General features: G+C 71.2%; 16 protein-coding genes and 1 pseudogene. 8 read left to right on the top strand and 9 right to left on the bottom strand.

All coding sequences use genetic code 11. From position 1 onward, the window contains the following. Positions 1–52 precede the first annotated feature (52 nt). The gene (dnaJ, locus tag ACSLIC_RS13615) at positions 53–1,243 is read left to right on the top strand and encodes a molecular chaperone DnaJ (protein ID WP_436737936.1); all 1,191 of its coding nucleotides are present in this window, start codon (positions 53–55) and stop codon (positions 1,241–1,243) included. A 3-nt stretch (positions 1,244–1,246) separates the two neighbouring features. Continuing rightward, entirely contained in the window at positions 1,247–1,702 is a 456-nt protein-coding gene (locus ACSLIC_RS13620; RefSeq protein WP_436737937.1) for a heat shock protein transcriptional repressor HspR, read from the top strand. An 83-nt stretch (positions 1,703–1,785) separates the two neighbouring features. Here the strand turns inward: ACSLIC_RS13620 and ACSLIC_RS13625 are convergent, their stop codons facing one another. After that, entirely contained in the window at positions 1,786–2,769 is a 984-nt protein-coding gene (locus ACSLIC_RS13625; RefSeq protein ID WP_436737938.1) for a helix-turn-helix transcriptional regulator, read from the bottom strand. A gap of 128 nt (positions 2,770–2,897) precedes the next feature. On the opposite strand from ACSLIC_RS13625, the gene ACSLIC_RS13630 reads away from it, so the two are divergent. Further along, positions 2,898–3,239: a hypothetical protein gene (locus ACSLIC_RS13630; protein ID WP_436737939.1), complete on the top strand. Its 342-nt coding sequence runs from the start codon at positions 2,898–2,900 to the stop codon at positions 3,237–3,239. Beyond that, positions 3,236–3,556 carry a (2Fe-2S)-binding protein gene (locus ACSLIC_RS13635; RefSeq protein ID WP_436737940.1) on the top strand — a complete coding sequence of 107 codons (321 nt, stop codon included), beginning with the start codon at positions 3,236–3,238 and terminating at the stop codon, positions 3,554–3,556. Before ACSLIC_RS13630 ends, ACSLIC_RS13635 begins: the two co-directional genes overlap by 4 nt. A gap of 99 nt (positions 3,557–3,655) precedes the next feature. Here ACSLIC_RS13635 and ACSLIC_RS13640 read toward each other — a convergent pair whose 3' ends face one another. After that, complete coding sequence (locus ACSLIC_RS13640; protein WP_436737941.1) at positions 3,656–4,075, bottom strand: pyridoxamine 5'-phosphate oxidase family protein; 420 nt, start codon at positions 4,073–4,075, stop codon at positions 3,656–3,658. Positions 4,076–4,480: 405 nt separating this feature from the next. On the opposite strand from ACSLIC_RS13640, the gene clpB reads away from it, so the two are divergent. Both clpB and ACSLIC_RS13650 read left to right on the top strand, forming a co-directional pair. After that, the gene (gene clpB, locus ACSLIC_RS13645; protein WP_436737942.1) at positions 4,481–7,066 is read left to right on the top strand and encodes an ATP-dependent chaperone ClpB; all 2,586 of its coding nucleotides are present in this window, start codon (positions 4,481–4,483) and stop codon (positions 7,064–7,066) included. 143 nt (positions 7,067–7,209) lie between these two features. Continuing rightward, complete coding sequence (locus ACSLIC_RS13650) at positions 7,210–7,737, top strand: YbjN domain-containing protein (protein ID WP_436737943.1); 528 nt, start codon at positions 7,210–7,212, stop codon at positions 7,735–7,737. A gap of 83 nt (positions 7,738–7,820) precedes the next feature. Here the strand turns inward: ACSLIC_RS13650 and ACSLIC_RS13655 are convergent, their stop codons facing one another. Next, complete coding sequence (locus tag ACSLIC_RS13655; protein WP_436737944.1) at positions 7,821–8,813, bottom strand: helix-turn-helix transcriptional regulator; 993 nt, start codon at positions 8,811–8,813, stop codon at positions 7,821–7,823. A 118-nt stretch (positions 8,814–8,931) separates the two neighbouring features. Between ACSLIC_RS13655 and ACSLIC_RS13660 the strand changes: the two genes are divergently transcribed. Together ACSLIC_RS13660 and ACSLIC_RS13665 are read left to right on the top strand one after the other, a co-directional pair. Beyond that, a complete protein-coding gene (locus ACSLIC_RS13660; protein WP_436737945.1) occupies positions 8,932–9,354 on the top strand; it encodes a DUF3224 domain-containing protein in 423 nt (140 codons plus the stop codon). 124 nt (positions 9,355–9,478) lie between these two features. Next, positions 9,479–9,976: a hypothetical protein gene (locus ACSLIC_RS13665; protein ID WP_436737946.1), complete on the top strand. Its 498-nt coding sequence runs from the start codon at positions 9,479–9,481 to the stop codon at positions 9,974–9,976. On the opposite strand, the pseudogene ACSLIC_RS13670 reads toward ACSLIC_RS13665, so the two are convergent. The 6 genes and pseudogenes from ACSLIC_RS13670 to ACSLIC_RS13695 all read right to left on the bottom strand — a co-directional run. Next, a pseudogene (locus ACSLIC_RS13670) lies at positions 9,921–10,052 on the bottom strand (VapC toxin family PIN domain ribonuclease); the annotation flags it as partial. The gene ACSLIC_RS13665 and the pseudogene ACSLIC_RS13670 overlap by 56 nt on opposite strands. A 7-nt stretch (positions 10,053–10,059) precedes the next feature. After that, on the bottom strand, positions 10,060–10,206 hold the full coding sequence (locus tag ACSLIC_RS13675) for a hypothetical protein (protein WP_436740492.1): 147 nt from the start codon (positions 10,204–10,206) through the stop codon (positions 10,060–10,062). 97 nt (positions 10,207–10,303) lie between these two features. Next, positions 10,304–11,473: a pyridoxal phosphate-dependent aminotransferase gene (locus ACSLIC_RS13680; protein ID WP_436737947.1), complete on the bottom strand. Its 1,170-nt coding sequence runs from the start codon at positions 11,471–11,473 to the stop codon at positions 10,304–10,306. A gap of 13 nt (positions 11,474–11,486) precedes the next feature. Continuing rightward, on the bottom strand, positions 11,487–12,803 hold the full coding sequence (locus tag ACSLIC_RS13685) for a hypothetical protein (protein ID WP_436737948.1): 1,317 nt from the start codon (positions 12,801–12,803) through the stop codon (positions 11,487–11,489). Next, the gene (locus ACSLIC_RS13690) at positions 12,803–14,308 is read right to left on the bottom strand and encodes an N-6 DNA methylase (protein ID WP_436737949.1); all 1,506 of its coding nucleotides are present in this window, start codon (positions 14,306–14,308) and stop codon (positions 12,803–12,805) included. Before ACSLIC_RS13690 ends, ACSLIC_RS13685 begins: the two co-directional genes overlap by 1 nt. Further along, positions 14,305–14,496, bottom strand: coding sequence for a hypothetical protein (locus ACSLIC_RS13695; protein ID WP_366041569.1), 192 nt, complete (start codon positions 14,494–14,496; stop codon positions 14,305–14,307). The genes ACSLIC_RS13690 and ACSLIC_RS13695 overlap by 4 nt, the downstream gene beginning before the upstream one ends. Positions 14,497–14,586 lie beyond the last annotated feature (90 nt).

The following is a 14,586-nucleotide window of genomic DNA, read 5'->3' on the forward strand; positions in this document are numbered from 1 at the left end:
TCACCGGTGACCGCGCGGCGGTGACGTCGCAGTGGAAGGAGGGACGTCGCCGATGAGTACCAAGGACTACATCGAGAAGGACTACTACAAGGTCCTCGGCGTCCCCAAGGACGCCACCGACGCCGAGATCAAGAAGGCGTACCGCAAGCTGGCCCGGGAGAACCACCCGGACGCCAACAAGGGCAACGCCAGGGCCGAGGAGCGCTTCAAGGAGATCTCCGAGGCCAACGACATCCTCGGCGACCCCAAGAAGCGCAAGGAGTACGACGAGGCGCGCTCCCTCTTCGGGAACGGCGGCTTCCGCCCCGGTCCCGGTGGTGGCGGCTCCGGCGGCAACTTCAACTTCGACCTGGGCGACCTCTTCGGGGGCGGCGCCCCCGGCGGTGGCCAGGGGCAGGGCGGGTTCGGCGGCGGCCTCGGGGACGTCTTCGGCGGGCTGTTCAACCGCGGGGGCGCGGGCGCGGGGACGCGGACGCAGCCCCGGCGCGGCCAGGACATCGAGTCCGAGGTGACGCTCAGCTTCACCGAGGCGGTCGACGGCGCGACGGTGCCGCTGAGGATGTCCAGCCAGGCCCCCTGCAAGGCGTGTTCGGGCACCGGCGACAAGAACGGCACGCCCCGCGTCTGCCCGACCTGCGTCGGGACCGGCCAGGTCTCGCGCGGCGGCGGGGGCGGCTTCTCCCTCACCGATCCGTGCGTGGACTGCAAGGGCCGCGGACTGATCGCCGAGGACCCGTGCGAGGTCTGCAAGGGTTCCGGTCGGGCCAAGTCCTCGCGCACCATGCAGGTCCGCATCCCGTCCGGCGTCTCGGACGGGCAGCGCATCCGGCTGCGCGGCAAGGGCAGTCCTGGTGAGCGCGGCGGGCCGGCGGGCGACCTGTACGTGGTGGTGCACGTCGGCAAGCACCCGGTCTTCGGGCGCAAGGGCGACAACCTCACCGTCACGGTGCCGGTCACCCTCACGGAGGCCGCGCTCGGCGGCGAGATCCGGGTACCCACCCTGGGCGGGCCCCCGGTGACGCTGAAGCTGCCGCCGGGCACCCCCGCGGGCCGCACCATGCGTGCCCGGGGCAAGGGCGCGGTCCGCAAGGACGGCACCCGGGGCGATCTGCTGGTCACCGTCGACGTGGCGGTTCCCCAGCACCTGTCCTCCGAGGCCCGTGAAGCCCTGGAGGCGTACCGCGAGGCCACCGTGGACGAGGACCCGCGGGCGGAGCTGTTCAAGGCAGCGAAGGGAGCGTAGGCCATGGACCGGGACGGACGACGTCGCAACCCCTACGAACTGACGGAAGACACCCCGGTGTACGTCATTTCGGTGGCGGCCCAGCTGAGCGGGCTCCACCCGCAGACGTTGCGCCAGTACGACCGTCTCGGCCTGGTGTCGCCCGACCGCGCGGCCGGGCGAGGCCGCCGCTACTCGGCGCGCGACATCGAACTGCTCCGCCAGGTGCAGCAGTTGTCGCAGAACGAGGGCATCAACCTCGCCGGCATCAAGCGGATCATCGAGCTGGAGAACCAGGTGGCCGCGCTCCAGCAGCGCGTCGCGGAACTCTCCACAGCGGTGGACGGCGCCGCCGCCCAGATGCGGCAGCGCGAGGCCCAGGTGCACGCCTCCTACCGCCGCGACCTCGTACCGTACGAGGACGTGCGGCACACCAGTGCGCTGGTGGTCTGGCGGCCGGGTCGGCCGTCCGGCGAGTAGCCGCCGCTCCACCCGCGTGAAGGGGCCGGAAGCAGTACGTACTGCTTCCGGCCCCTTCGGCGTTCCTCCCGGGGCGGGCGGGCTCAGTCGTCCTCGTCCAGGAGGCCGGAGCGGGCGATGAGGTAGCCGAGCTGGGTGCGGCTGCCGCTGCCGAGGGTGGTGGCCAGTTTGGCGATGTGGCTGCGGCAGGTGCGGACGTTCATGCCCAGGCGGCGGGCGATGGCGTCGTCCACGTGGCCCTCGACGAGGAGTTTGGCGATGGAGCGCTGGATGCCGGTGATGCCGTCCAGCTCGGGGCGGTAGATGACGGGCTGCTGGTCCCACGGGACGGCGTGCCGCCAGAACTGGTCGAAGACGCCGACGAGGTACTCCACCAGGCCGGGGTGGCGTAGTTGGAGGGCGACCTGCCGGTCGGAGCGGGCGGGGATGAACGCCACCTTGCGGTCGACCACGATGAGCCGGTCGACGCTCTCCTCCAGGGTGCGCACCTCGACCTCGGAGCCGACCCGGTCCACGTAGGCGATGGTGGCCGAATGGTGGCGTGCGGTGTGCTGGTACAGGGTGCGCATCTTCACGCGGCGGTCCAGCAGGGGCGTGACGCGGCGCAGCCCCTCGGCTATGGTGCCCGGCTTACGGCCGCTGCCCGGCTGTACGGTCAGCAGTTCCTCGGAGCATTCCGCGACGACCCGGTCGAGGGTGGTGTTGATGAGTCCCAGCCCCTCCAGCACGGTGATGCCGCTGGACGCCACCGGGTTCTGGGCCGCCATGGCGAGGAAGGGCGCGAAGGTCTCGGTGAGGCCGATGGCGGCCCGCCGGCGTTCCTGGATCTCCTGCTCGATGGGGTGCACGAGATGGCCGAGCGCTACCGTCGGGGGCAGCGGCCGGAGCCACTCGGGGTCGTCCGGGTCGGCGTGCACCAGTGCCAGGTCGATGAGGCAGGGCGCCGCCTCCGCCTCCGTGCGGGGTATCCGGCCGGTCCGCAGCGCGTCCGCGTAGAGCCGGCGTCCCGCCTCGCACAGCTCGCGACGGCTGTGAGGATGCACCGGTATATGGTCGTCTGTCCCCATCTGAGCCCCCCTCAGGGTCATGCATTACAGGAACATGATGCCTGTATCCGCTGGTGCGAGCGGTCCTGGTGAGCGATCGTCATGTGGACGGGGGAGGAGGAAATGATTAGAAGAGGTGGAGATCGTCCATGAGCAAGATGGTTCGTGTACTTTGCGCTTTCGCGGTCGCGGCTGCCTTCGGTGCGATCGCCAGTGGCGAGCCCACCTGGGAGAGCGAGCCCGCTTCCTCGGTGCTGGCCGAGCCGACCTGGGAAGGCAACCCGGTGGCGGTCCAGTCGGAGCCCACCTGGGAGTTCGCCCCGACCGGTGAGCCGACCTGGGAGGCCGCCCCCGCGAGTGAGCCCACCTGGGAGTTGGCTCCGACCGGTGAGCCTACCTGGGAGACCGCCCCCGCGGGCGAGCCCACCTGGGAGACCGCCCCCGCCGGCGAGCCGACCTGGGAGGACCAGCCCACGGATGTCCAGGCATGAGCATGCCTCCGGACGACCATTCCTTCCGGCGTGAGATGGCCGCGGCCTACCGCTCCGGATGGCACTTCATCGACCTGGTGAGTGCCGTGCCCGACGAGGACGAACCGCTGACGGTGACGCTCTTCGGCGAGCCGATCCTGGTCGTCCGGGACGAGGAGGAAGGGTTCCGCGCCTACCGGGCCCTGCGCCGCCCTCGCGGCGCCCCCCAGCCCGTGCGCTGCGCCGTCCGCTACGGCATGGTCTTCGTCAACCTCGACCAGCGCGACCACCAGCCGGTCGAGACAGAACTTCTCTCAGCCACCCCCCGCAGCGCCTGAGACGCGATCCCCCCGTCGTCACAGATCGCCCAGGCGCTCCCCCCGGCAGCGACGTCACCGTGGACCTGAACACGGTGGCGTCGCTGTCGTTGTGGCGCCTTACGCCTGTTCCGGCGGCAGGTTCCCCATGGCCCGGTCCACCGCGATCTCGATGACCACGCGCGCCGGGTTCTCCCGGGGCTCGCGGCCGTAGCGGACGGCGTAGCGGCGTTCGGCGTCGGCGATGCGGGCGGGGTCCTCGCTGACCGTGGCGACGCCCTCCAGGGTGGACCAGTAGCGGCCGGCCGGCTGGCAGACGGCGACCCGGGCGCCTTCGGGGCCGGCGGCGCGGACGTGGCGGACCTTGGCGGTCCCGCCGCCGGTGATGATCCGGGCCAGCCGCTCGTCCGGGTCGTACGTCACGCCGATCGGGACGACGTGCGCCGTGCCGTCGGGCCGGAGGGTGGTGAGGGTGCAGACGTGCTTCTCGCGCCAGAAGGCGAGGAAGCCCGCGGGGGGCGCGGTGAGGTCGAGAGCCATGGCGGCAGCGTACGGCCGCAGGGCGCCCGCCGGTGAGGGGGAGGCCCCCCGGCCACGGGCGCGGGCGCCACTCGCCCCGGCCTCGGGCCCTTCCTGCCGCCTCCCGCTCGGTGAGGGTCTGTCGGGCGCGAGGGGAGCGGTGTCCCCGAGAACGTACTGGCTGGCCGGTACGGGGGTGATGGCCGCGCGCGAGGTCCCTGGGCGGGCGGGGTTCGGAGATGACCTCAACGGCTTGAGTGGACTAGACTCAACTTTGTGTACGGCGGCTCTGTCAGTGCCGACGCGGTCGATGCCGGCCCGGGGCGTGGCCCCGGCGCGACAGGCCGGGCCCCGCGGAGCACGATGAGCCAGGCGGCACGCACGACGTACGAGGCACGACGGGATGGACGGACGAGGAGACGGCACGTGGACGCAGAGCTGACCAACAGGAGCCGGGACGCGCTCAGCGCGGCGACCACCCGGGCGGTCTCCGCGGGGAACCCGGACCTGACCCCGGCCCACCTGCTCCTGGCCCTCCTGGAGGGGCAGGACAACGAGAACCTGGTCGACCTCCTGGCCGCCGTCGAGGCCGACCAGGCAGCGGTCCGCGCGGGGGCCGAGCGCGTCCTCGGCTCGCTCCCCAGCGTCACCGGCTCGACCGTCGCCCCGCCGCAGCCCAACCGGGACCTGCTCGCGGTCATCGCCGACGCCGGCGGTCGCGCCGAGGAGCTGGGCGACGAGTACCTCTCCACCGAGCACCTGCTGATCGGCATCGCCGCCAAGGGCGGCCCGGCCGGCGAGGTGCTCACCGGGCAGGGCGCGACGGCTGGGAAGCTGCTGGAGGCATTCCGCACCACACGAGGAGGACGCCGGGTGACCACGCCCGACCCCGAGGGGCAGTACAAGGCACTGGAGAAGTTCGGCACGGACTTCACGGCCGCCGCCCGCGAGGGCAAGCTCGACCCGGTCATCGGCCGGGACCAGGAGATCCGCCGCGTCGTGCAGGTGCTCTCGCGGCGCACCAAGAACAACCCGGTCCTCATCGGCGAGCCCGGCGTCGGCAAGACCGCCGTCGTGGAGGGGCTGGCCCAGCGCATCGTCAAGGGCGACGTCCCCGAGTCGCTGAAGGGCAAGCGGCTGGTCTCGCTCGACCTCGGCGCGATGGTCGCGGGCGCAAAGTACCGGGGCGAGTTCGAGGAGCGGCTCAAGACGGTCCTTTCCGAGATCAAGGAGAGCGACGGCCAGATCGTCACCTTCATCGACGAACTGCACACCGTGGTCGGCGCGGGCGCCGGCGGCGACTCCGCCATGGACGCGGGGAACATGCTCAAGCCCATGCTGGCCCGCGGCGAGCTGCGCATGGTCGGCGCGACGACGCTGGACGAGTACCGCGAGCGGATCGAGAAGGACCCGGCGCTGGAGCGCCGTTTCCAGCAGGTGCTGGTGGCCGAGCCGAGCGTCGAGGACTCCATCGCGATCCTGCGCGGCCTCAAGGGCCGGTACGAGGCGCACCACAAGGTGCAGATCGCGGACAGCGCGCTGGTGGCCGCCGCGACCCTCTCCGACCGGTACATCACCTCGCGCTTCCTGCCCGACAAGGCCATCGACCTGGTCGACGAGGCCGCCTCCCGGCTGCGCATGGAGATCGACTCCTCGCCGCTGGAGATCGACGAGCTGCAGCGCTCGGTGGACCGGCTGAAGATGGAGGAGCTGGCGCTCGACAAGGAGACCGACCCGGCCTCCCGGCAGCGGCTGGAGAAGCTGCGCCGCGACCTCGCCGACCGCGAGGAGGAGCTGCGCGGGCTCACCGCCCGCTGGGAGAAGGAGAAGCAGTCCCTCAACCGCGTCGGTGAGCTGAAGGAGCGCCTGGACGAACTGCGCGGCCAGGCCGAACGCGCCCAGCGCGACGGCGACTTCGACACCGCCTCCAAGCTGCTCTACGGCGAGATCCCGACCCTGGAGCGGGACCTGGAGGCGGCGTCCGAGGCCGAGGAGGAGGCCGCCAGGGACACCATGGTCAAGGAGGAGGTCGGCCCCGACGACATCGCGGACGTGGTCGGCTCCTGGACCGGCATCCCGGCCGGCCGCCTGCTGGAGGGGGAGACGCAGAAGCTGCTGCGGATGGAGGCGGAGCTGGGCCGCCGCCTGATCGGCCAGAGCGAGGCTGTCCAGGCCGTCTCGGACGCGGTGCGCCGCACCCGCGCCGGGATCGCCGACCCGGACCGGCCGACCGGATCGTTCCTCTTCCTCGGCCCGACCGGCGTCGGCAAGACCGAACTGGCCAAGGCGCTCGCCGACTTCCTCTTCGACGACGAGCGGGCCATGATCCGCATCGACATGAGCGAGTACGGCGAGAAGCACTCGGTGGCCCGCCTGGTCGGCGCGCCCCCCGGCTACGTCGGGTACGAGGAGGGCGGCCAACTCACCGAGGCGGTGCGGCGGCGCCCGTACAGCGTCGTGCTGCTGGACGAGGTGGAGAAGGCGCACCCGGAGGTCTTCGACATCCTGCTCCAGGTGCTGGACGACGGGCGGCTCACCGACGGGCAGGGCCGCACGGTCGACTTCCGGAACACCATCCTGGTGCTGACCAGCAACCTCGGCAGTCAGTACCTGGTCGGGTCCGCGCCCGAGGAGGAGAAGAAGCGCCAGGTGATGGAGGTGGTCCGGGCCTCCTTCAAGCCGGAGTTCCTCAACCGCCTGGACGATCTGGTGGTCTTCTCGGCGCTGGACCAGGACGAGCTGGCCCGGATCGCCGGGCTCCAGATCGCCGGCCTGGCCAAGCGCCTCGCCGACCGCCGCCTGACCCTCGACGTGACGCCCGAGGCACTGGCCTGGCTGGCGAAGGAGGGGTTCGACCCGGCGTACGGCGCCCGGCCGCTGCGCCGCCTGATCCAGACGGCCATCGGCGACCGGCTCGCCAAGGAGATCCTGGCCGGCGAGGTCGTCGACGGTGACACGGTCCGCGTCGACCGCTGCGAGGACGGGCTCCTCGTCGGCCGCGCCGAGCGCTGACCCGGCCGCGCACGGCCACCCGCGTGTCCGCAGGGCGGATTGAGCCGGCAGCGGACACGCGGGAGTGGCGGGGCCGCGGGGTTGCCAGGGGCGGGCGGGGATGGGAGAGGATGCACGGGAAACCGTACGAAGGGAATCACACGGTGAGCATCGACCCGTCCTCCATTCCGAATTTCGGGGGCAAGCCCGAACCGCAGGCAGCAGGACCGGCGGGCCCCGTCGTCCCCGACCAGGATCTGGTCAAGCAGCTGCTGGACCAGATGGAGCTCAAGTACGTCGTCGACGACGAGGGTGACCTCGCGGCGCCGTGGGAGGAGTTCCGCACCTACTTCATGTTCCGTGGCGAGGGCGACCAGCAGGTCTTCTCGGTGCGGACGTTCTACGACCGGCCGCACAAGATCGACGACAAGCCGCAGCTGCTGGAGTCGATCGACGACTGGAACCGCCGCACCCTGTGGCCGAAGGTCTACACCCACACCCACGACGACGGCACGGTCCGCCTCATCGGCGAGGCCCAGATGCTGATCGGCACCGGTGTGGCCCTGGAGCACTTCGTCTCCTCCACCGTCAGCTGGGTCCGCGCGGCCATCGAGTTCGACCGCTGGCTGGTCGAGCAGTTGGGCCTCGGGTCGGAGGTCGACTCGGCCGAGCCGAAGAAGGACGAGGAGTAGGGCGCGCGCCCTCCCGCCACGGCGGCCCCCGGAGCCCGTCCCGCACCGAGCGGGGCGGGCTCCGGCGCGTCCGCCCCGGGCACTCACCCGGTGCCCGTCCCGCCCCGGTACCGTTCCGCCAGCTCCGCCACCGTGCGCGCCAGGGCCGCCCGCAGGCCCGCCGGGGCCAGCACCTCCGCCTGGGCCCCGAGCCGCAGCAGGTCGCCGACGGCGACCGCCTCCGCCTCCACCGGCAGCCGCACCACGACCCACCCCGCCGCGTCCGGCTCCCCGGCGCCTTCGACGGCCTCGCTCCCCGCCGCCCCGAAGAGCGCCGGCAGCAGCCGCACCGCCCGGGGCGACAGGCGCACCACCGCCGTCTCCCGGCGCACCGCCGCCTCCAGCCGCTCCGCCGACCGTGCCCAGTACGCCGCCAGGTCGAACCCCTCGGGCCGCGTGAACCGCGTACCGGTCACCTCCGCCTGCGCCAGCCGCGCGATCCGGTACGTCCGCACCGGCCCGTCCGCCCGCTCGCCCGAGGCGGCGACCAGGTACCACAGGCCGCCCTTGAGGACGACTCCGAGCGGGCACAGTTCCCGGCGCACCTCACCGCGCCACCGCCGGTAGCGCGCCCGCACGACCCGCTGCTCCCACACCGCCCCGGCGACCGCCGCGAGGTGCCCGGCCGGATCGGCAGCCCGGAACCAGCCGGCCGCGTCCAGGTGGAACCGCTCCCCGACCAGCCTCATCCGCTCGGCCGCCGCCTCCGGCAGGGCGGCCCCGACCTTCCGCCGGGCCGAGGCCAGCACCGGGCCGAGCCCGAGGTCCCGGGCCTGCCCGGGCATCCCGGCCAGCAACAGCGCACCCGCCTCGGCCTCGTTCAGTCCGGTCAGCCGGGTGCGGTAACCGTCCATCAGGCGGTACCCGCCGACGGGGCCGCGCTCGGCCAGCACGGGGACACCGGAGGTGACGAGTGCCTCCACGTCGCGGTAGACGGTACGGACCGACACCTCCAGCTCCGCGGCGAGTTCGGGCGCGGTCAGCCGCCCCCGGTTCTGGAGCAGCAGGAGCAGGGAGACGAGCCGGTCCGCGCGCATGGAGGCATTCTGCGCCCCGGCGCCGGTACCTGACAGGAGATGACAGGTACGCCCACCAGGCTGTCCGATGCGAGGACGGCACCCGCCGCCCGCTCCCCTCCCGGAAGGACCCGCACCCATGCCCGCCGAGACCCGTGGCCACTTCGTCTGCGACGACTGGCAGGAATTCCCCCTGGGCCCGCAGGACGGTCCGGTCCGCCTGGCCCGTGCCCTGGTCGCCAACACCTACTCCGGCGCGATCGAGGCGACCCGCACCACCTGCGCGTACACCATCGCGTACACGGTCCCCGAGGACGGCTCCACTCCCACCACCGGCTTCTGCACCGGCGTCCAGCTCCTCACCGGCACGGTGGCGGGCCGCACCGGCACCTTCGTCCTGGAGGAGCGCGCCACCTTCACCCCCGAGGGCATCGACTGCGCCTTCACCGTCGTCCCCACCCACACCGCCGATCCCCTCCGGCGCCTGGCCGGCTCCGGGTCGTACACGGCGCGGCACGGGGAGCGGAAGGTGGAGTACCGGTTCGCTTATGAGGTGGGGTGAGGGTGGCGTACCGGACGTGCGAAGGCGCGCGGAATGACCCCGCGCACCCCGTGCGCCGTGCGCCGCCCCCGCACGCCCCTGCGCCGGGGGCCCGTGGGTCTCGCACTGCGGCGACACTCTGAGGATGGCTGTCACTCATCCCGGTGCGGAGTCGGCGTCCGTCTCCTTCACCGACCTCTTCCGGAACCCGCGGGGCGTCGCGGCGCGGGTCGCGACCGCGGGCCGGCTGCGTCTCACCCTCCAGGACACGCCGGACCTGGTGCTGACCACGGCTTCGGTGGCCGAGATCGCCGAGAAGAACCTGACCACGGCCTCCCGCCTCTTCCTCGCCCTGCTGAGGCAGAAGGGCGGCGCCAAGGCCCTCCAGGAGGCCGTCCCCGAGGTCTTCCCCTGGACCCGCCACCTCGACGCCCGAGAGGCCCGCGCCTTCACCCTCGAACTCCTCGAATCCCTCTCCGACGCGGCCGAGTTGAGCGCGGGGGACGGGGTACGCCGGGCGGTCGTGTCGTGGCGCGCCGTCGCGCGGGGGAAGGCCGAGCGCCGCGCGGGTGGCGGGCGGTCCGCCAGAGCGGCAGACCGTCCGGCAGAAGGCGGAAAGACGTGTGCCGACCGACCGGCCTGATGGCACGGAAGTCCCGGCGGTCGGGGGTGAGGACGGCGTCGGTGCCGTACTCGGCCGCCGGCGCCACGTTCACCGAGTGGTGATCACGCGGCGTTCCGGGAGCTGAGGGCCCCCTCCTCGGACAGCACGGCGTCGGCCACCGCGTCGCGTACCTCGTCACGCGCGAAGGTACGGCCGGGGCCCTCGTAGGTGCGGGAGAAGAGGGGCTCGTCCCAGACCGGGTCGGCCATCGCGGACAGGTGGATGCCCTGCTTCGCCTCCGGCGAGGATCCGGTCGGCGTGGGCGGGGAGGGCCGCGCGAACGTCCTGTTCGAAGCGGTGGCCGAGTCAGGAAGCCAACAGTTGCAGGCGGGTGGTGGCCTCGGTGAGAACGTCGTCCTTCTTGCAGAAGGTGAAGCGGACCTGGGTGCGGCTGGCATCGGGGTCGTCGTAGAAGACGGAGTTGGGGATGGCGACGACGCCGCAGCGTTCGGGGAGGGCGCGGCAGAAGGCGTAGGCGTCCTTCTCGCCGAAGGGCGTGATGTCGGTAGTGATGAAGTACGTGCCCTGGGGGTGGTAGACCTCGAAGCCGGCCGCCCGCAGGCCGTCGCCGAGCAGGTCGCGCTTGCGTTGCAGGTCGGCGCGGAAGCCATCGAAGTACGTGTTCGGCAGGTTGAGCGCCTCGGCGATCGCGTACTGGAAGGGGCCCGCGCTGACGTAGCTCAGGTACTGCTTCGTGGTCCGTACGGCGGCGATGAGCGGGGCGTCCGCCATGGCCCAGCCGACCTTCCATCCGGTGAAGGAGAAGGTCTTGCCGGCGGAGGAGATGGAGACGGTGCGCTCGCGCATGCCGGGGAGGCTCGCGATCGGGACGTGGGCGGCGTCGTCGAAGGTCAGGTGCTCGTACACCTCGTCGGTGACCACGAGCAGGTCGTGTTCGACGGCGAGCGCGGCGATGGCGCTCTGCTCGTCGGTGGTGAGGACCATGCCGGTCGGGTTGTGCGGGGTGTTGAGGAGCAGGAGGCGAGTGCGCGGGGTGATCTTGGATCGCAGTTCGTCCAGGTCCGGGCGGAAGGACGGGGCGCGCAGGGTGAGCGGTACGCGCTTCGCGCCGGCCATGGCGATGCAGGCGGCGTAGGAGTCGTAGAAGGGCTCGAAGGCGATCACCTCGTCGCCGGGCTCCAGCAACGCGAGCATGGTCGCCGCGATCGCCTCCGTCGCGCCCGCGGTGACCAGGACCTCCGTGTCCGGGTCGAGGCTCAGGTCGTAGAAGCGGCGCTGATGGTCGGCGATCGCCTGGCGGAGCTCCGGGATGCCCGGGCCCGGCGGGTACTGGTTGCCGCGGCCGTCGCGCAGCGCTCGTACGGCGGCCTCGCGTACGGATTCCGGGCCGTCCGTGTCCGGGAAGCCCTGGCCCAGGTTGATCGCGCCGGTCGCTGTCGCTAGTGCCGACATCTCCGCGAAGATCGTCGTCCCGAGCCCGTCCAGCCTGCGGTTCAGCAGCGGCCTGCCGCTCATGTCTCCACCGTCCTCACTCGGGTGCCTGTCGATTCTCCGGAGACCATCCTGACGCATTGCCTGTCTTGCCTTCGCGTGGTGCGGGGATCGCAGTGGGGCGAGGAGCGAGGACGGCGCCTTCTCCCGGCTCCGCCGCCCGTTCCCGGAGAACGCCGGCCTTTGCCGAGATGTCGCGCAGGAGCGCGTCCCGCAGGGCGTTCAGTGTCGCGATCTTGGAAACCATGAGTCGCGCCATGGCGTGTAGGGGCTCGGCCATCGCGTGGAAGTCGGTGCGCGTGAACTGGTCTGGCCAGGTGACTCTCAGACGCTTGAGGGCGCCGGCGGAGATCTCTCGGGCGTTCCCGCCCTGCGTCATCTGTGTGATGTCGCTGCCCCGGCTTCTGAGTTCGTGAAGCAGCCACCAACTGTTGATGTCCTCGGTGGGCTGTACCGCCACGACACTTCTGAGGGGGATCGCCGGGTGGCGTGTCACAGCGATGTGCGCGCCGTCGGGACGGGTGCTCAGCATGAAGGTGCCGGGAGGGTGTGCCTCGCCGGCGTCCGCTGGGCTTCGCAGACGGAACGTCTCCACGTGGGGCACGGGAAGGTCAAAGAGGTCGCTTGGAGCGATCGCGTCGACGGTGGGTCCTGTCGACATAGGGGGGAGCGAGCGTTCAGAACCCTTGCCCGTCTTCGATCTAGCGACCTCGGCGAGCGCTCGTGTTTCCCAGGACGGATCCGCCGACGCCCATTCGTCGTGGACGGCGTCGGCTAGTTCCACCGCCTTTCGCGCGGTTTTCTCATAGAGGGAGGCCATCTGCTCGATGAGGCCGAAGGCCAGGTGGTACGCGGTGATGACGTCCGGCGGGGGCAGAGGGAACAGCATGCGGCGGAGGGTGTCGAGGCTGATGGTGGGCTCGACGTGTGCTGTCACGTCCTCGTCGATCCGGGCCTTCGCCGTGGGCGTCTGCAGCCAAATGCGTAGCCACCACACGATGTGCGGCTCAGCGCGGATGATGCCGATCGACCTGGTCGCTGTCCATCCCGCGTGCTCGGCGGTGACCAGCGCGGAATCGCCCACCCGTCTGACGAGCACTACGGCCAGGTCGCCCTCCCTGAGGGTTGCCCGGGTGGACGGGGATTCGCTCCGCCCGCGCTTGTCGGTCCGCAGCGATTGGATGCTGCCGTCCTGGACGAACGTCGAGCTGACGACCCCTGGAGTCTGATCGGCGTCCCCGTCGTCGAGAAAGCCGGAGGTGGTGTAAATGTCCCTACGGGACCGCTCGATCTCGATGGAGGTCGTCGGCCAGGCTGCCGTACCCGAAGCGACCTGGTGGGCATGGGTTTCCATCAGATCTCCTCCAAGGCATCCAACAGTCGGAGTTCCAACTGGCGCATCTGGTCGAACTGATCAGTCAGTTCGAGCTTGAGCTGCTCGATCCGGCTCCGTGTGTCCCGTTCGGGGCTCGGAGGCTCCACGGCGTACGAAGTCGGCATCAGGCTGTACTCGCGGTCGGCGATCTCTTCGGTGGAGCAGCTTCGGGACCAGCCGGCTGCGTCGTCGTAGGGCACGGCCGCAGCACCGTCGTCGGAGAGACCACGCCAGGCCGCGAGGGTGGTCAGGATCAATGCCGTGTTCTTGTCGCCCAGCCTCCGTGCCCTCGACTCCGGGACCGGTTCGAAGGCTCGCCGCGCGTTGATGAAGAGCACCTGTCGGCGACGGTCCAGGACGCCCCAGCCCGGGCGCGCGCTCTTGTCCCTGTTGAGCACCCACAGGCAGGCGGGGGCTTGGGTGTGACCGAAAACGCGAGGTGGCAAGGCGATCACGCACTCGACGAGATCGTCACGCAGGAGTCGTTTCCGAAGCCTTTGGGTGATGGGCTGTCGGCTGTTGGCCACACTGTCGGCCATCAGGAAGGAGGCGCGTCCGGCCGGAGCCAGTGCGTGCGCGATGTGCTGAATCCACGCGGAGTTGGCGGATCCTCGGGACGGCGGTTCCTCGGGCCACCGGGGATCGGCAGGGACCGGGGGAGCCGGTCGGCGGGCGCTCCGCTCCACTCTGTCCTCCGGCGCCCAGTCGCGCTGGTTGAAGGGGAGGTTGGCCAGGATGATGTCGTAGGTATCGAGTTCGGGCTCCGCGAGGCTGTCGCCGGGCGGGAAGACGTGGGCAGTGATCCCCCGCACGGCGAAGTTCATGCGTGCCACCTGCGAGGTGTGGGCGTGCTGCTCCTTTCCCTGCAAGGACATGGTCGGCTTCAGCCCGACGCGGTCGTGGACGTAGCGGTGACTCTCGACGAGCAGTCCCCCTGAACCGCAGACTGGGTCCAGCACTCTGTGCCCGTCGCGGGGAACGACCGCGCCGACCATGAGACGCGCCATGTCGACCGGCGTGAAGTAGTGGCTGCCATCTGCCTGGTCCGTCGAGAGGTCCAGCAGGCACTGGTCGAGTAGGGGCCCGACCCTCTGAGTGGAGTCGATGGCCTGGACGAGAGCGGCCAGTGGTCCTTCGGAACCGGGGGGTGGAACGGGCATTAGGCTCCTCGTGCCCGCGTCGACGCCCTGTGCGTCGGTTGCGGGGAGCCAATGGGCCAGACACTTGCTCACGGCAGCGCGGATCCCCGAACCGCGCCCTGCCGACTGACCCAGCAACCACGACCATGTCGGTACTCCGGTGCCGGGAGCGGCGCGCGGCGTCCGGCTCAGGTACAGCAGCCCGAGGACGAGGCGAGTCGCGTCGTGGGCGTTCATCAGTCGCGAGAGGTGCGTGCGGTGTCGGCGCACGTTCACGAGCACCTCGTCGAGCGAGGAGAGTTCCTCTGCCTGTACGCGCCCTCGACGGGCACCCGTGTCGCTCACGAGCCCACCACGCCCAGGGCGCTCATGACCACGACAAGCAGCGTCAGGGAACCGGCGAAGGCCAGTGCTCCAGTCTTGAAGGCCGCAGTGGGACGCCCTCCCTCGACGACGGTCACGAAGCTGCCGGCCAGAGCGGCGACGAGCGCCACGAGGACCGCAATGATCACGTACATCAGCCTCAGCTGCATGTAGTTCCTTCCTGAGGTCGGGGGATCTCCCGGTGGATGAGTGAGCCGGTGGTCCCCGGCTTCAGGAAGGACAGTAGAAGACGTACGCCT

The sequence above is a fragment of the Streptomyces sp. BBFR102 genome, assembly GCF_051397025.1.
Classification (GTDB): Bacteria; Actinomycetota; Actinomycetes; order Streptomycetales; family Streptomycetaceae; genus Streptomyces.